The sequence below is a fragment of the Micromonospora foliorum genome (assembly GCF_022229015.1).
Lineage (GTDB): Bacteria > Actinomycetota > Actinomycetes > Mycobacteriales > Micromonosporaceae > Micromonospora > Micromonospora foliorum.
Genome location: NZ_JAKKFF010000252.1, coordinates 14377 through 30322, shown reverse-complemented (window position 1 = coordinate 30322; position 15946 = coordinate 14377). Strand labels below are relative to the sequence as shown.

Genomic DNA, 15946 nt, shown 5'->3' with positions numbered 1-15946 from the left:
GGGCGGAGATTCCGGTCTGCTACACCCCCGAAGGGGCAAGCTCCCGGCGGGTTACCGCTTCGCTGCGCGGTGCCGGCACGGGTGCCGGTCTTACCTGCGCTCCACGGTCGTTGAGGTCCGCCCGTCCGGCGGCCCTGATGTTCTTGGCGGCGTTCACGTCTCGGTCGTGCAGGCTGCCGCATGGGCAGCCCCACGTCCGGACGTTGAGCGCCATCTTGTCGTTGATCCGGCCGCAGTCCGAGCACATGCGGGTCGACGGGAAGAACCGATCTACCCGGGCGAAGATGCGCCCGTGCCGGGCGGCCTTGTACTCCAGCATGGCCGCGAACTGCGACCACCCAGCGTCGTGCACCGACTTCGCCAACCGTGTCCGGGCGAGACCGGTCACGCACAGGTCCTCGACGAACACCGCTTGGTTGTCGCGGATGATCTGCGTCGAAAGCTTGTGCTGCCAGTCCCGCCGGGTGTCAGCCACCTTCGCGTGCGCGCGGGCGACCTTCCGGACGGCCTTCTTGCGGTTGTTGCTGCCCCGCTGCTTGCGCGACAAGCCCTGCTGCAACCGGCGCAGCTTGCGGGCTGCACGGCGCAGGAACTTCGGCGCGGTCACCTTCGTCCCGTCGGACATCACTGCGAAGTGCGTCAACCCCAGGTCGATGCCGACCTCCGAGTCCAGCTCGGGCAACGGCTGGTCGGCGGTCTGCACCACGAACGAGGCGAAGTGCCGACCGGCGGCGTCTCGGACCACCGTCACCGACGTCGGCGCAGCCGGAAGCTCCCGCGACCAACGGACTTCCAGATCGCCGATCTTCGGCAGCCGCAGTCGACCGTTGTCGAGGACCTTGAACCGGGCGTTGGCGGTGAACCGGACGGCCTGCCGGCTGTCCTTGCGGGACCGGAACCGGGGAGCGGCGGCCTTGCGACCCTTGCGCTTGCCCGACAGCGAGGCGAAGAAGTTGCGGTAGGCCTTGTTCAGGTCCGCGAGGGCCTGCTGCAACACCACCGATGACACCTCGCCCAGCCACGCCCGCTCCGGGGTCAACTTGGCCACGGTAACCCGCTTGGACAGCTCGGCGTCCGTCGGATACGGCAGGCCAGCCTCGTATGCTTCCTGTCGCACGCGCAGCCCATCGTTGAACACCACCCGCGCGCACCCGAACGCCTTCGCCAGCGCCTCGCGCTGGGCGGCATCCGGGTAGAGCCGGTAGTTGTACCGAAGCTGCACGCATCGAGTCTAGCGTTGGTCTATGGCTGATCTCGGAGACGTCCGCACTGGTAGACGGTCGGGCCCAGGGGCGCGGGCGGTGCGGCCGAGGCCGCCGGGGCGGCGGCCGTTGCAGTCGTGACGGTGATGGCGGCGAGCAGTGCGAGCATCAGCCGGCGTGCCGGTGCCGGCCTCAGGGGACGGGGAGGTGCGACGGGCATGTTCCTGCTCCCTCTTCGGCGTGTGGTCAGACCGCACCGAGCGGCCGACCGACCATTCGATGGTGAGGTGGAAGGGATACCAGTAACGAGCGATGCAGCTGTGCGAGCGCTAACATCGTTCCCTGTCGAAACAGAACCATGAATTGCATTGACGGTCAAGGCGGATTTCGAAGCCGGAAATGGCGTCCAAACAATTCGGGTACGCTTCAGCGGCGCCAGAACAACTGGCGCGCGAATTCTCTGTCGGGTCAATGTCGTCAAGGAATTCGCGCGCCAGTCGCAGGTGGCCCGGAAACGCACGCGGAGAGACCGGCGGACGCGGTTATTCGACCGCTGGCTGCAACCTCCCGTCGACTCGCCGGGAAATGGCGGTGTACTCGTCGCGCAACTCCTCGGGGAGGACCCAGGCCGGGGCGTCCTGCCATGCCAGCGGGCGGAGGAACCGTCGGATCGACGTGGCGCCCACCGACGTGTGCACGGCGTTTGTCGACGGCCAGGGTCCACCGTGATGCTGGGCCCACGACACCCGGACACCTGTGGGGTAGCCGTCGAAGACGATGCGACCCGCGCGGGCGGCGAGCACGTCGACAAGTCGGCGCACGACGTCGGCGTCGTCGCCCGTCCCGCGGTGCAGCGAGCCGGTCAGCGACGGCGGGACGGTGGTCAACGCGGCGTCGAGGTCGGCTTCGTCGTCGTAGCGGACCACGATCAGGAGCGGGCCGAAGCACTCGTCGGCGATCTCGGCGGTCAGGCCGGCGAGGCCGACCTCCAGGAGGGTCGGGGCCACGGTGAAGCCCGCGCCGGGGTCGACAGTGGGTCGCGCCGAGACCCGGGCGCCGGCCCGCTCGAACTCCGTGGCCCGGTTCTCGTACGCGTCCCGGATGCGCTCGTTGAGCAGGACGGTGCCACCCGACGCGTCGACTCTGGCCCGCAGCGCGTCGACCAGGTGGTCACCGCCCGGATCGGACGGGATGAACGCCAGGCCGGGCTTGGTGCACAGTTGACCGCCGGAGTTCGTGAAGGAGCCGAACAACCCCTCGGCGATCTGGTCTCCCCGGGCGGCGGCCGCGTCGGGCAGGACGACGATCGGGTTCACGCTGCTCAGTTCGGCGTACAGGGGAATGGGGTCGGGCCGTTCGTCGATGGCCGCCTGGATGGCGCGGGCGGCGTTGACCGAGCCGGTCAGGGCGGCCGCGCGGATCGCCGGGTGACGCACCAGCGCACGGCCGGCCTGCTCCCCGTACACGGTCGCGACGACACCCTCGGGCCCGCCGAGGTCGCGGACGGCCGACTCGATCGCGGCGGCGGAGGCGTGCGAGGTCAGCGGGTGCGACGGGTGGGCCTTGAGGATCGTCGGACATCCGGCGGCGAGCGCGGCGGCCGTGTCACCACCGGCGACCGAGAAGGCGAACGGGAAGTTGCTGGCCCCGAAGACGGCGACCGGCCCGAGGGGTACGAGCATCCGCCGCAGGTCCGGGCCGCGTCCGAGCGGTGTGTCGGCGGCGTGGTCGATGGTCGCCTCGACGTACGCCCCGTCGCGCAGCACCTCGCCGAACATCCGGAACTGCAGCGCCGCCCGGGTGAGTTCCCCGTCGAGTCGCGCGTGGCTCAGCCCGGTCTCCGCCTCGGCGGCGGCGACCAGGTCCACCCGGTGGGACTCCAGCGACGCGGCGATCGCGTCCAGCAACTCCGCGCGGCCGAGCCTCCCGCGCTCGGCCAGCCACTGCGCCGCCGCCGACGTCTGACCGGTGATCGCCTCCAGCCGAGACTCGTCGGTCTCGGTGAGATCCGTCGCGCGACGCTGACCGTCGCGCGGATCGACCGTGATGACCACGTTCACAGCAGTCCTCTCCTTACCAGATTGCCCATGAGATCGCGGACGCCGAAGTGCCAGGGCTCGCACTCCTCCGCGTGCCGCACCCGGTTGACCAGGGTGCCGAGCGCCGGGCAGCTGATCCGTACCACGTCGTCGACCTTGTGGGTGAAACCCTCACCGGGGCGGTCCCGGTCCTGGATCGGCGCGAACATGGTGCCGAGCATCAGGGCGGCGCCGTCGGGATAGTGGTGGTGCGGCCCGATCAGCTGCCGGACCAGCTCCTCGGGATCACGCGACATCTGGGTCATCTCCGAGACCGCCTCCAGGTGGAAGCCGTCCACGCCGCGGACCTCCAGGCGCACCTCGAGTTCGCGGACCCGATCCATGTTGAAGCGGTCGTCGAAGAGCCGGATCAGGGGGCCGAGGGCGCAGGAGGCGTTGTTGTCCTTCGCCAGGGGAAGCAGGAGCGCCGAACGGCCCTCGATGTCGCGGAGGTTCACGTCGTTGCCGAGGGTGGCGCCGACGATCCGGCCGCTGGACTGGACGATGAGCGTGACCTCGGGTTCCGGGTTGTTCCAGGTCGACGCGGCGAGCACACCGACCGGAACGGCGGTGCCGACGGCGGAGAGAATCTGTCCCTTGGTGAAGATCTCGGCGTCCGGGCCGATCCCCACCTCCAGGTACTGACTCCACATGCCCTCGGCGACCAGCAGACTCTTGAGCCGGTCCGCCTGCGGCGAGCCCGCCTCCAGGCTGTGCAGGTCGACACCGACGTCGGCGAGCATGCGGTGCCGGATGTCCGCCGCCAGCGCCAGGTCCCCCCGTGCCCGTTCCTCGATCACCCGCTCGATCATGGAGATCGGGAAGGTCACCCCGGCGGCCTTGAGCGCCTGCAGGTCGACCGGGGCGAGCAGCCAGGGCCGGCCACGGTCCCGGGTCGCGGCCCCCGTGTTGGCCAGGATCGCCCCGAAGTCGCCCACCCGCGGGCCGTCGAGCCCGGCCACCGTCGCGGCGGGATCGGGCAGCTCGCAGATGTCGCGGACGGTCGGGAACCGGTGGCTGATGTCGATGACCTGGCCGTCGCGGACGATCATCGGTGAGGGGCCGTCGCCGGACGGGTCCCAGATCCGGCCGATGAGGACGCCGTCGCCGTCGTCCGGCAACGCCTCGGCGGCGGTGCCGACCCAGTCCGTGCCCGCGGCCGACCCTCGGGGCCGTGGCAGCGTCATGAGTCGCGCTCCAGGTTGAAGAAGGACCGCTCGTCGCGGGGACGGATGTCGAAGACGGCGTCCTGGAACATCCGCAGCGGGTGCGGTGTGAACGGGTGCCGCTCGATCGCGGTGAGATCGACCTCGATGCCCAGGCCGATCCCGGTCGGGATGAGGATGTCGCCGTCGTCGGTGAGCACCAGCCGCTCGTTGGTGATCTCGGGACGCCAGGGCACGTCGGTCGCCATGATCTCCAGGTACCGGAAGTTGGGTAGCGTCGCCCCGAGTTGCAGTGTCGCGGCCGTGCTGAGTGGACCGCTCGGGTTGTGCGGCGCGAAGCCCACGTAGCTGGTCGCGGCGAGCGTGGAGATGAAGGCCAGCTCGGCGATCCCGCCGGCGTGCGTCACGTCGGGCTGGACGAAGTCGACCGCCTGGCGGGCCAGCGCCGGCGCGAAGCCCTGCCGGCCGTACCACCGCTCCCCCGCGGCGATCGGCACCGGCGACGCGCGACGGATGTCGACGAGCGCGTCGAGGTTGTCCGGTGGGCAGGGCTCCTCGAACCACACCGGGTCGAACTGGGCGATCTCGGTGGCGACCTTGATGGCATGCCGGACGTCGAAGCGGCCGTGCCCCTCGACGAACAGCTCCACCTCGCGGCCCACCGCCTGACGGACGGCGTCGATCTGGGCGAGCACCCGGTCCAACTGGGCGGTGGTGATGGTGAGGTCGTAGTTCTCGAACGGGTCCCACTTGAGGCCCCGGAAGCCGGACTCCACCGTCCGACGCGCGGCGGCCGCGTAGTCCTCCGGCGTGACGGCCCCGGAGAACCAACCATTCGCGTACGCGCGGACCCGGTCGCGGGTCGCGCCGCCGAGAAGCCGGGAGACCGGTACGCCGAGCTCACGCGCCGAAATGTCCCACAGGGCCATCTCCAGCGAGCTCAACGCGGTCATGATCACCGGTCCGCCGCGCCAGTACCAGTCCCGCGTGGTCTCGTAGAGGATCTTCGAGATGCTTGTGGGATCCAGGCCCACCACCGCCTCGGCCAGCTCGGCGATGGCACCCTGGACGGCGCGTTCCTTGCCCTCCAGGGTGGCCTCACCGAGCCCGACGATCCCCTCGTCGGTGTGGACGCGCACGATCACGAGGTTCGTGCGGTAGAAGTCGACAACGAGTGTGTCGACAGAGACGATCTTCATCTTTCGGCTCAACCCTTCACCGCACCGGCGGTCATGCCGGACACCACGTACTTCTGGACCAACAGGTAGAAGGCGACGGCGGGCAACGTGAACAGGAAGGCGACTGCCATCACCGTCTGGATCGGTGTACCCAGTTCGCCGATGAAGTTCGCGATGCCGACGGAGGCGGGCTGCAGATCGGGGTTGAAGATGAACGTCACCGCGAACACGTACTCGTTCCAGGCGTGGAAGAAGGCGATGACCGCGGTGGCCGCGATCGACGGCGCGATGAGCGGCACGTTGATGCGGGTCAGTGTGGTGAAGGGCCGGGCGCCGTCGGCCCGCGCGGCTTCCTCCAGCTCCTTCGGGATGCCGTCGATGGCGCCCTTCAGGATCAGCGCGACGATCGGCAGGACGAAGGCGGAGTTCACCAGGACGAGGCCGGTCAGCGAGTCGAGCAGTTCGAAACGGCGGAACAGCGCGAACAGCGGGACGACCATCAGCGCCTCGGGGAGCATCTGCGTGAACAGCAGCACGACGGTCAGCACGGCCTTGCCCCAGAACGAGAACCGGGACAGCGCATAGCCGAGCGGAATGCCCAGGCCGACGGAGAGGACCATCGTGCCGACGGCGATGATCAGGCTGTTGAGCAGCCACCCGGCCGCCTTGCCCTCGGCCAGCGCGTCGACGAAGACCCCGAACTGGCCGAGGTCGGGCGTGAGCCGGGGCTGATCGGCGAAGAGGTCGCTGTTGCTGGACAGCGCCGTTACGAACATCCAGTACAGCGGGAACACCGCGACACCCAGCACGACGAGCACGGCGACGATCCGTGCGGTGACACCGAAACGGAAGCGCCTCATCGGACGTCCCCCTTCTCCACGGCACGGGCGACCAGGCGGCTGCCGATGATGACGATGAGCGAGATGACGACGCCGACCATTCCGATGGCCGCCGCCGATCCGAGTTCCTTCGAGTCGAACGCCTGCGAGTAGAGGTCGATGACGAGCGTCTCGGTGGCACCCACCGGCCCGCCCTTGGTCATCAGCCAGATCAGCTCGAACCGCCGCAGCGACCAGATCGTCATCAGCAGCGCCAGCAGACCCACGGTCGGCTTGATGACCTGCCAGGTGACGGCGCGGAAGGTGGCCCATCGTCCGGCGCCGTCCACGGTCGCGGCCTCGTTGAGGTCCTGGGGAACGGACTGCAGCGCGGAGAGCAGCACCACGGAGGTGAACGGGAACAGCTGCCAGATGGTCGTGGCGAGCACCGCCGGGAGCGCGTAGCGCGGGCTGTCCAGGATGGCGCCGCCGGGCACACCGAGCCCGACCGCGTCGAGGAAGCGGTTCACGATGCCGTACTGGGCGTTGAGCATCCAGGTGGCGATGAGCGCGACCGCGATGCCGGGAGCGGCCCAGGGGACGGTCACCAGCGCCCGTGCCACGCCACGGCCTCGGAACTTCCTGTTGAGCAGGAGCGCGACGACGAGTCCGGCGCCGATCGCGACGACGACACAGGTGATCACGTAGACGAAGGTGATCAGCAGGGTGCGGTGGAACTCGGGGTCGCCGAAGATCCGGTTGAAGTTGTCGAGCCCGACCCACTCGCTGCGGGTGGGGTTGAGCAGTCTCGTCCGGGTGAAGCTGAGGTACACCTCCTGAACGAGGGGTACCGCCTGGAAGACGAGGATGAACAGGGCGGCGGGCGCCAGGAACAGGTACGGCGTCCACTTGCTACCCAGCGGGCTGGGCCGACGCCGGCCTGGCGGTGTTGTCTTCGGTGCTCCGGTCTGCTCGACCACAGTCATCGGGTTTGGTCCTTCGTGGGGAAGGACGCTGCCGGCGCAGGGATCGTCGCGCCGGCAGCGTCGCCGTGTCGAGCGGTCAGCGGACCAGTTCGGTCGCCTGCTGCTGGGCACGATCCAGCGCCGACTTGAGGTCGGCCTTGCCCTGCAGTGCCGCGACCACGTTCTGCACGACCACCTTGCGGATGTCCGGCGTCTTGGCCTCGAACCCCAGCACGATCTGCGGCAGGCTGGTCTCGGTGAGTCCGTCGAAGACGGGGAGGAACGGGGTCGCCTTGAGTGACTCCGCGCTGCGCTGCGTGGTGGTGGCGACGCTGCTCGCGCCGAGGATCTCCTGCAGCTTGACCTGGTTCTGCGGCTCCAGCGCCCACTTGATGAAGGTGCCGGCCTCGTCCTTGCCCTCGCTCGCCTCGTTGATCACGATGGGTGCGAGGATCGCGCCCTGCTTGCGGACCGGGAACGGGATGGGCGCGACGTTGAAGTTCAGCTTGGCGTTCTGGCCGCGCGTGGCGGTCACGTAGCCGCCGTTGTTGAGCTCCATCCCGACCTTGCCCTCGGCGAACATCCGCCGGAACGTCGCCGCGTCCGCGCCGCGCGGGATCACGTTCGCGTCGTACAGGTCCTTGAACGCCTGCAGGCCCTTGAGGTTCTCGGGCGAGTTGATCGTCAGGTTCTTCCCGTCGGACCACGCGCCGCCGAAGCCGTAGACGTAGTTGAAGATGTCCTGCCAGACCCCGGCTTCCTCGGCCTCCGTCTGGCGGAACGCCAGGCCGAAGACGTCACCCTTGGTCAGCGACTTCGCGGTGGAGGTGAACTGCTCGTAGGTGGTCGGCGGCGTCGGGATCAGGTCCGCGTTGTAGAACATCGCGTAGTTCGACGCCTCGAAGATGACGCCGTGCCGGACACCGTCGTGGACCATGAACTGGTCGGGCTGCTTGAGCAGGTCGTACTTGCCGGCGTCGATCACCTTGCCCAGCGGCGCGACGAGGCCGGCGTCCGAGGCCGCCTCGAACTCGGGCATGTCGAATCGGACCAGGTCGGGCCCCTTGCCGCTGCCCATCTGGGTGAGCACGGTCTGGCCGAAGGTCGGGTATGGCACCGCGGCGGCGGAGACCTGGACCTTGGTCTGGCTCGAATTGAACTCGTCGAGCCACTTCGTCAACAGGGGCCCGCGGCCCGGGTCGCCGAAGGTCGAGGCGGCGAAGGTCAGTTTGGTGACGCCGTCGCCGGAATCGCCGTCGGAGCCGCAACCGGTCAAGAGGGTGGCGACCAGGCCGAGGGCACATGTCGCCCTGGCGATGCCGAAACGAGCGCGCTGATTACCCATCGTTACTCCACTGTTACGAGTTGGCGTCAGACCGATGAAATTGCAACGATCGTAGCGTCATGTGCAACGGTGTCAAGTGGCGATTGCGCATAGCGTCATCTATATTGCATAATGTGCAATGACAGCGACGGCGCTGCCCGTCGCGCGAGGGGAGACACAGCCTTGGCGCAATCGATTCGCCGCGCGATCGACCTCATCCGCCGATCCGCGGAGCACCCGCTGTCCCTTACGGAGGCTGCGGACGTGCTCGGCGTCCACAAGTCCACAGCCCTGCGCATCCTGCAGACACTGGAGTCCGCGCGCTTCGTCCGGCGGACCGGCGCGGGCACCTACGTGCTCGGCAGCGGCCTCATCGAGTTGTCCGAACTCGCGCTCGGCTCGATGGACCTCCGCCAGCCCGCGGCCGCACACCTGCGTGCGCTGCAACGCGAGACCGGCCACACCGTACACCTGGCCCAACTGACCGGCGACGAGATCATCTATATCGACAAGGTGGACAGTCCGGCGTTCGACGCCGTCAAGCTGCCGTCACGGGTGGGACGCGCGGTGTCCATCTACGCGAGCGCCGTGGGCAAGACCATCCTGGCCTACCTCCCCCGGCAGGAACGCGACCGCCTGCTCTCCCACGTCGTCTTCGAGAGATTCACCGACACCACCTTCACCGACCACGACGCCCTGGAAGCCGAGCTTGCCCGCATCCACGAATGCGGCTGGGCCGTGGACAACGGCGAGCACGACGCCTACGTGATGTGCGTGGCCGCCCCGATCAGGGATTCGCGGGGGCAGGTCATCGCCGCCGCCTCGATCACGGCGATCGAGGTCATCGCGAACCTCGACCAGCTGAAGAGCAACCTCCCGCTGCTCCTGGAGACCGCCGACAAGATCTCGTACGAGCTCGGCTACGCGCCGTCCGTGGCGAGCCCGGACGGTGACGGCCGCTCCGCGACCTGACCGCGCACGTCCCGGGCGATCACCGCGTTCTCGGCGCCGACCCGCCGGTGACGCGGTGGTGCTCGTCGGTCTCCATGTCGATGAAGACCTGGATCATGCCCCGGTAGATCCGTTCGATCAGATCCGGGTCGGCGCCGGCCTCGCCCGCCAACGTGCGGACCCGGGCCACTACCTGCGCCACCCGGTCCGGCGCACGGACCGCCTGGCCGTCGCTCTTGAGCGGGGCGGCCTGCCGGACCAGCGCCTCCCGCCGGGCGAGCAGCCCGACCAGTTCCCCGTCCAGCTCGTCGATCCGAGCGCGGATCTCGGTCAGCGTCGCCGCAGTCTCTGCCACGCCGGGAATCGTCGCACGATGGCGACACGATCAGGCGACCCGCTCAGGCCTGCCTGCCCCCCGCTCGGTCTCAGCCGGCGACGGCGCTGCCGCGGGTGGCGACGGTGCGAAGGCCCTGATCGATGAAATTGACCATCCAGTCGAAGCTCTCGTCGACGGACGCGTCGATCTGGAACCCACCGGCCGCCTCCAGGGTGGCGAACCCGTGTAGGACGCTGCGCAGTGTCCGCATGGCGTGGATCTCCTGGCCGGGGTCCAGCCCGTACCCGCTCAGCATGGCCGCCCAGGAGGCGAGCACCCGCTCGCTGGCCGGGATGAACGGGTCGTCGGGGCCGGTCGGGCGGGCGGCGTTGGCGACCGCGTACCGGCCGGGGTGTTCCCGCACATACGTCCGCATGGCCTGGGCGCCGGCGGCGAGGGCGTCGCTGCCGGACCGGCCCTGGATGGCGTCGCGGATGGCATCTCCGGCCTCGGTCATGGCCAGGATGGCGATCCGGTGGGTCAGGTCGGCCTGGCTGGTGACGTGCTTGTAGAGCGAGGGGGTCTTGATCCCGAGCCGTTCGGCGAGCAGGCCCATGCTGAGGTTGTCGAAGCCGACCTCGTCGATCAGGGCGGCTGCGGCTTCGGTGACCGCCGCTGGGGTGAGTCGGGCCTTAGGCATTGGCCAACGTCCGGGCGAGGAAGGGCAGGGCCAGGGCGAGCACCTCGTCGGGCGTCTGGACGTGCGGGTAGTGGCCCGCGCCGTCGATGACAGCCAGCTCGCCGAGCCCTCGCGGCATGTCGGCGACGATGCGCTCGCCCTCGGCCCGCGGGTCGGCCCAGTCGGGGTCGACGCTGCCCTGGATCACCAGGACCGGGCAGGTGACGTTGGGCAGTTGCCGACCGGCGTCGGCCGGGCTGGTCTTGGCCATGGCCTGGAGGACCTTCATCCGGCCGGGCTCACTCATCTTGGCCTCGATGCGCGCCAGCTCGCTGTGCCAGTCGGCGGGCTTGGTCGGGATCGCCACGTCGAGGTACTTGCGCCAGTTCGCCAGGCTGCCCCGCATGAGCACCTGCGCCAGTTGCAGGTAGCCGGCCCGGAAGCGCTTCACCCGCGCCAACCCACCCAGGTCGAAGGACTGTACGCGGGTGAACGGCGCCAGCTCGATGACGCCGGCGATCAGCTCGGGTGCGGTGGCGGCCGCGATGGTCGCGGCACCGCCGCTGATCGACTGGCCGATGATCACGGCCGGACCGCCGAGGTGGCGTACGACGGCGACGAGATCACCAGCGATGTCGGTGCGGCTGTAGCCGTCCCAGCCGAGGCTGGAGTCGCCGCAGCCACGGATGTCGACGTTGGCGACCCGGTAGCCGGCCGCGGCCAGGGCCGGCGCGACGAACCGGTAGGAGTGTCGACTGTCGCCCATGCCGTGCGCCAGGACGACAAGTGGGCCCTGCCCGGTGACCTCGTAGGCGATGGTGTTGCCGGCAATGTCCAGGTGCTCGGTCATGACGTCCTCCAGTAGAGCTAACGTGATTAGCTATAGGCTAATGGCGTTAGCCCGCTGGGTCAAGCGCCGGGCGCCGCGACCCGTATAGTTCCGCGATGGAAACGGACACGGTGCGACAGGCTTACACTTCCGTCGCGGAGCTCTACATCGAGCTGTTCGGCACGAGCCAGCAGGTGGACGCCAACGACCTCGCCCTCATCAGACGACACCTGGGCAGCCGGCCCGGCCGGGTGCTCGACCTGGGGTGCGGGCCAGGCCACCTCACCGGCTACCTTCGTGAGCTGGGCGTCGACGCAGTGGGGATCGACCTGGTCCCCGAGTTCATCGCGCATGCGCGGGCGGCCCACCCGAGCGTGGAGTTCCACCTCGGGTCGCTGGAACGCCTCGACGTCGCCGACGAGTCCATCGACGGCATCCTGGCCTGGTACTCGTTGATCCACCTGCCGCCGCAGGAGCTCGACGGCGTACTCAAGGAGTTCCGGCGGGTGCTGACCCCGGCCGGACGGTTGGTGCTGGGTACCTTCACCGCCGACGAGGTCGGCGCCTTCGACCACAAGGTCGTGACCGCCTACCGGTGGCCGCTCGACGAGTTCGCCGAGCGACTCACCCACGCCGGTTTCCAGGAGGTCGAACGCCTGCCCCGACCCGGCGACGACCAACACCGGCCACATGCCGCCATGGCCGCGGTTGTGGTGTGAGTGCGCCGAGGGCCGGCCTCCCATCGCGGAAGACCGGCCCTCGGCCAGCGTGAGCACCCGCGTCGACGCGGGCGTCCGGTACGGCGGCAGCGCGCTCAGGCGCTGAGCTTCCCGGCGATCTTGACGACTCGCTCGGCCATGTGGTCGAGGGCAGCGAACTGGGCGTCGCCCAGCGGGGCGTCGTTGCTTCCGCCGGTGACGTGCGAGACGCCGTACGGGTTGCCGTCGGCGAACTTCAGCGGGTCGGTGTAGCCCGGGGCGACGACCAGACCGCCGAAGTGGTGGACGGTGTTGTAGAGCGCGAGAAGGGTCGACTCCTGGCCGCCGTGCGCGGTCATGGACGCGGTGAAGCCGGCGTACACCTTGTCGGCGAGCAGCCCCTGCGCCCACTGCGGACCGAGGGTGTCGATGAACTGCTTGAGCTGGCTGGCGAGGTTGCCGTAACGGGTGGGCGTGCCGAACAGCACCGCGTCCGCCCAGACGACGTCGTCGGCGGTCGCCTTCGGCTCGTTCTTCGTGGCGTCGAAGTGCTGGCTCCAGGCGGCGTTGGAGGCGATGGCCTCCGCCGGGGCGAGCTCCGGAACCTGACGCAGCCGCACCTCGGCGCCGGCCTTCTCGCCAGCCTCGGCGAGGCGCTTGGCCATGGCGTGGAGGGTACCGGTGGACGAGTAGTAGATGACGGAGAGCTTGGTCATCGGAAGCATCCTTCCCAAAGTAGTTGCCGCTGATAAATTTGCGACCGCAACAATCTCGACTGTAGCAGCCGCCCCGCGGCGCCCCAACGTCCTGACCATGCCCAGCTCCGTGACGGAGCACACCAGGAGACGGACGCGGGCTGCGACCGTCCAGCTGATGAAGCGGGACGGTTCGGCCCCCTACGATGAGGCGATGGACCCCGCGGGCGCGCTGCCGGCGATGCGGTACCACCTGCTCGGACCGGTCGAGGTGCGGTCGTCCTGCGGGGAACGGCTGGCCCTCGGCACACCGATGCAGGTGCGCCTGCTGGCCGTCCTGATGTCGCAGCCCGGCACCGGGTGGTCCATCGACCAACTCGTCGACGAGCTGTGGCAGGGACGCCCACCGAAGACGGCAGCCGGCAACGTGAAGACCTATGTCTGGGCGTTGCGCCGGGCGATGCGGTCCCCGGGTCTCCCCGACCCCGCCATCGTCGCCGGGCCCACCGGCTACCACCTCGCCCTCGACGGGCAGACGGTGGACAGCGTGGCCTTCGACGACCTGGCCCAGCGCGGGTACTCCGCCCTGCGGCAGGGTCACTGGTCAGCCGCCCAGGAGTCGTTCGAGGCCGCGTTGGCGCTCTGGCGTGGGGAGCCGTTCGCGGGCCTGCCCGGCTGGGGGGTGTTGCTCTCCGTCCGAGCCCGGCTCCAGGAGCAGCGGTCGAGCCTGGTGGAGGAGGTCGCAGACCTCAAGCTGCGCGCCGGACGGCATCACGAGCTGATCGAACCGCTCCGAACCCAGGTCGACGACGATCCGCTGCGCGAGCGCCCATGGGGGCAACTGATGGTGGCCCTGGCGCGGGCGGGCCGGCGCGTCGACGCGCTGGCGACGTACCGGCAGCTCCGCCAACTCCTCGCCGACGAGGTGGGAGTCGAGCCCGGTCCCGATCTCCAACACCTGCACACCCGCATCCTGCGGGCCGAACGGGAGCTGTTGACATCCGATCCGCGGCCACCGGAAAATTGCCCGGCGCGGGTCGTCCCCCGGCAGCTGCCGGCCCCACCGACGTTGTTCACCGGCCGTGCCGGGGAGCTGGCCCGGCTCACCACGCTGCTGCTCGGTGACCCCGGATCGACCGGCACCGTCGTCATCACCGGTACGGGCGGCGTCGGGAAGAGCTGGCTGGCGCTGCGTTGGGCGCACGACAACCTGCACCACTTCCCCGACGGGCAACTCCACGTCGACCTGGGTGGCTTCGGCACCGCGACGCAGGAGGCCTCGCCCTCGGCCGTCGTCGTCCGCTCGCTGCTGCCCGCGCTGGGTGTCAAACCCCTGGAAATCCCCGCCGAGCCGGCGGCCCAGTTCGCCCTCTACCGCAGCCTGACCGCGGACCGACGGCTGCTCGTACTGCTCGACAACGCCCGCGACGCGGAACAGGTGCGGCCGCTGCTTCCGGGGTCGACCCGCTGCGGTGTGCTCGTGACGAGTCGCCACACCCTGCCCGGCCTGGTCGCCGCCGAGGGTGCCCAGCCCCTCGCACTCGACCTGCCCAGCGACGGCGAGGCGCGTCAGCTGCTCGTACGCCGACTGGGTGCGCAGCGAGCCGCCGCCCAGCCGGCGGCGGTGGACGAGCTGATCAGACGTACCGCGCGCTTGCCCCTTGCCCTGTCCATCGTGGCCGCGCGAGCCGCCGCCCGACCCACGTTTGCGCTCCAGGCCATCGCCGACGACCTGGCGGCGAGTCGGGGCGGCCTCGCCGCCCTGGCCACCGACGATGCCGCCACCGACGTACGGACCGTGTTCTCCTGGTCGTACCGTCTGCTCAGCGCGGACGCGGCCCGACTGTTCCGGCAGATCAGCCTGCACCCCGTCGGGGACGTCAGCGCGGCGGCGGCGGCCAGTCTCGCCGGGGCGCCGCCGCACCTGATCCGGCCAGCGCTCGACGAGTTGACCCGGGCGAACCTCCTCGCCGAGCGGTCCCCCAACCGCTTCCGTTGTCACGACCTGCTCCGCGCCTACGGGGAGGAGCTGACGTACGCGCTCGACCCTCCGGCCGACCGTGGCGCCGTCCGGGAACGCGTGCTCGACCACTACCTGGGTTTCGCCCGGGGCGCGGCGAGGCTTGTCGACGCCGGTTGGCAGCCGGTCGATCCGCCGCCCGTGCCCGCCGACGCCCCACCGCCGGCGTTCGCCGACCACCGGGCCGCGCTGGCCTGGTTCACCGTCGAACAGGGGGTGCTGCTGGCCGCCGTCGACGACGCGGTCGCGCACAGTTTCGACGCCCACGCCGGGCAACTCGCCCAGGCCCTCACACCCCTGCTCAGCCGGCTGTCGCAGTGGCACGACCTGGCCGCCGTACAGGCCATCGCGGTCACGGTCGCGCAACGCCGCGGTGATCCACGGGCCGAGGCGCTGGCCCACCGGGACCTGGCGCTGGCCCACATCCAGCACCGCCGGTTCGATGCGGCCCACCACCACCTTCGGCGCGCGATGGCCCGGTACGACCAGGCCGGCGACCTCCTGGGAAAGGCCAGCGCACACCTGCACCTCGCCTGGCTGTCCGACATCGAGGGCGACGCCGGGGCGGCACTGCCGCACGCCAGGGAGGCGCTGGCGCTGTCCAGCAGCACCGACGACCGGCTCGGCGAGGCGGCAGCGCTCAACGCGCTCGGCTGGAGCCACGCCCGGCTGGACGAGCACGACCGCGCCATCGCCTACTGCGAGCAGGCGCTCGCGCTCTACGAGAAGGCCGAGGACCGGCTCGGCGCGGCCCACACCTGGGACAGCCTCGGATTCGCCTATCACGGCCTCGGGCTACACCCGACCGCGGCGGACTGCTACCGGCGCGCGCTCACGCTCTATTCCGACGTTCAGGACCAGTGCGGGAGGGCCGACACACTCGTCCGCCTCGGCGACATCCATCAGGAGGTCGGCGACCACGACACCTCGGTCAACCTGTGGCGGCAGGCGTTGGCGATCCTCGACCGGGTCGGTCACCCGCAGGCCGTGGTGCTGTCCGAGCGGCTGGCGGCGTACCAGTGAAGGC

At 69.9% G+C, this 15946-nt stretch carries 14 protein-coding genes; 3 read left to right on the top strand and 11 right to left on the bottom strand.

Going from position 1 to position 15946, the window contains the following annotated elements; translation table 11 throughout:
- Positions 1-19: 19 nt before the first annotated feature.
- The 7 genes from PSH25_RS19195 to PSH25_RS19165 form a co-directional block, all read right to left on the bottom strand.
- Positions 20-1222 (bottom strand): RNA-guided endonuclease InsQ/TnpB family protein, encoded by a 1203-nt coding sequence (locus PSH25_RS19195; RefSeq protein ID WP_238660394.1) that lies wholly within the window; start codon positions 1220-1222, stop codon positions 20-22.
- A 522-nt stretch (positions 1223-1744) separates the two neighbouring features.
- Positions 1745-3262 carry an aldehyde dehydrogenase (NADP(+)) gene (locus PSH25_RS19190; protein WP_238660393.1) on the bottom strand — a complete coding sequence of 506 codons (1518 nt, stop codon included), beginning with the start codon at positions 3260-3262 and terminating at the stop codon, positions 1745-1747.
- Entirely contained in the window at positions 3259-4467 is a 1209-nt protein-coding gene (locus tag PSH25_RS19185; RefSeq protein ID WP_238660392.1) for a fumarylacetoacetate hydrolase family protein, read from the bottom strand. Before PSH25_RS19185 ends, PSH25_RS19190 begins: the two co-directional genes overlap by 4 nt.
- On the bottom strand, positions 4464-5645 hold the full coding sequence (locus PSH25_RS19180) for a mandelate racemase/muconate lactonizing enzyme family protein (protein WP_238660391.1): 1182 nt from the start codon (positions 5643-5645) through the stop codon (positions 4464-4466). The genes PSH25_RS19185 and PSH25_RS19180 overlap by 4 nt, the downstream gene beginning before the upstream one ends.
- An 8-nt stretch (positions 5646-5653) precedes the next feature.
- The gene (locus PSH25_RS19175; RefSeq protein ID WP_091399805.1) at positions 5654-6484 is read right to left on the bottom strand and encodes a carbohydrate ABC transporter permease; all 831 of its coding nucleotides are present in this window, start codon (positions 6482-6484) and stop codon (positions 5654-5656) included.
- Positions 6481-7428 carry a carbohydrate ABC transporter permease gene (locus PSH25_RS19170; protein ID WP_238660390.1) on the bottom strand — a complete coding sequence of 316 codons (948 nt, stop codon included), beginning with the start codon at positions 7426-7428 and terminating at the stop codon, positions 6481-6483. Before PSH25_RS19170 ends, PSH25_RS19175 begins: the two co-directional genes overlap by 4 nt.
- Positions 7429-7504: 76 nt before the next feature.
- Positions 7505-8752, bottom strand: a complete 1248-nt coding sequence (locus PSH25_RS19165) for an ABC transporter substrate-binding protein (RefSeq protein ID WP_238660389.1) — start codon at positions 8750-8752, stop codon at positions 7505-7507.
- Positions 8753-8914: 162 nt separating this feature from the next.
- On the opposite strand from PSH25_RS19165, the gene PSH25_RS19160 reads away from it, so the two are divergent.
- Entirely contained in the window at positions 8915-9703 is a 789-nt protein-coding gene (locus tag PSH25_RS19160; protein ID WP_238660388.1) for an IclR family transcriptional regulator, read from the top strand.
- A 19-nt stretch (positions 9704-9722) separates the two neighbouring features.
- On the opposite strand, the gene PSH25_RS19155 is transcribed toward PSH25_RS19160, so the two are convergent.
- The 3 genes from PSH25_RS19155 to PSH25_RS19145 all read right to left on the bottom strand — a co-directional run bounded on the left by PSH25_RS19155 (position 9723) and on the right by PSH25_RS19145 (position 11527).
- Positions 9723-10037: a chorismate mutase gene (locus PSH25_RS19155; RefSeq protein ID WP_238660387.1), complete on the bottom strand. Its 315-nt coding sequence runs from the start codon at positions 10035-10037 to the stop codon at positions 9723-9725.
- Between the two features lie 70 nt (positions 10038-10107).
- Complete coding sequence (locus PSH25_RS19150) at positions 10108-10698, bottom strand: TetR/AcrR family transcriptional regulator (RefSeq protein ID WP_238660386.1); 591 nt, start codon at positions 10696-10698, stop codon at positions 10108-10110.
- Positions 10691-11527, bottom strand: coding sequence for an alpha/beta fold hydrolase (locus tag PSH25_RS19145; RefSeq protein ID WP_238660385.1), 837 nt, complete (start codon positions 11525-11527; stop codon positions 10691-10693). Before PSH25_RS19145 ends, PSH25_RS19150 begins: the two co-directional genes overlap by 8 nt.
- Positions 11528-11622: 95 nt before the next feature.
- Between PSH25_RS19145 and PSH25_RS19140 the strand changes: the two genes are divergently transcribed.
- Entirely contained in the window at positions 11623-12225 is a 603-nt protein-coding gene (locus PSH25_RS19140; RefSeq protein WP_238660384.1) for a class I SAM-dependent methyltransferase, read from the top strand.
- A gap of 95 nt (positions 12226-12320) precedes the next feature.
- Here PSH25_RS19140 and wrbA read toward each other — a convergent pair whose 3' ends face one another.
- On the bottom strand, positions 12321-12920 hold the full coding sequence (wrbA, locus tag PSH25_RS19135; RefSeq protein WP_372492812.1) for an NAD(P)H:quinone oxidoreductase: 600 nt from the start codon (positions 12918-12920) through the stop codon (positions 12321-12323).
- 193 nt (positions 12921-13113) lie between these two features.
- Between wrbA and PSH25_RS19130 the strand changes: the two genes are divergently transcribed.
- The gene (locus tag PSH25_RS19130; RefSeq protein WP_238660382.1) at positions 13114-15942 is read left to right on the top strand and encodes an AfsR/SARP family transcriptional regulator; all 2829 of its coding nucleotides are present in this window, start codon (positions 13114-13116) and stop codon (positions 15940-15942) included.
- Positions 15943-15946: the final 4 nt, after the last annotated feature.

What these genes read in the sequence shown, in the direction of transcription:
- PSH25_RS19185 (WP_238660392.1), bottom strand. Translation starts at nt 4,467, where the DNA reads ATGACGCTGCCACGGCCCCGAGGGTCGGCCGCGGGCACGGACTGGGTC.
- PSH25_RS19180 (WP_238660391.1), bottom strand. Translation starts at nt 5,645, where the DNA reads ATGAAGATCGTCTCTGTCGACACACTCGTTGTCGACTTCTACCGCACG.
- PSH25_RS19175 (WP_091399805.1), bottom strand. Translation starts at nt 6,484, where the DNA reads ATGAGGCGCTTCCGTTTCGGTGTCACCGCACGGATCGTCGCCGTGCTC.
- PSH25_RS19170 (WP_238660390.1), bottom strand. Translation starts at nt 7,428, where the DNA reads ATGACTGTGGTCGAGCAGACCGGAGCACCGAAGACAACACCGCCAGGC.
- PSH25_RS19165 (WP_238660389.1), bottom strand. Translation starts at nt 8,752, where the DNA reads ATGGGTAATCAGCGCGCTCGTTTCGGCATCGCCAGGGCGACATGTGCC.
- PSH25_RS19150 (WP_238660386.1), bottom strand. Translation starts at nt 10,698, where the DNA reads ATGCCTAAGGCCCGACTCACCCCAGCGGCGGTCACCGAAGCCGCAGCC.
- PSH25_RS19145 (WP_238660385.1), bottom strand. Translation starts at nt 11,527, where the DNA reads ATGACCGAGCACCTGGACATTGCCGGCAACACCATCGCCTACGAGGTC.
- PSH25_RS19140 (WP_238660384.1), top strand. Translation starts at nt 11,623, where the DNA reads ATGGAAACGGACACGGTGCGACAGGCTTACACTTCCGTCGCGGAGCTC.
- wrbA (WP_372492812.1), bottom strand. Translation starts at nt 12,920, where the DNA reads ATGACCAAGCTCTCCGTCATCTACTACTCGTCCACCGGTACCCTCCAC.
- PSH25_RS19130 (WP_238660382.1), top strand. Translation starts at nt 13,114, where the DNA reads ATGGACCCCGCGGGCGCGCTGCCGGCGATGCGGTACCACCTGCTCGGA.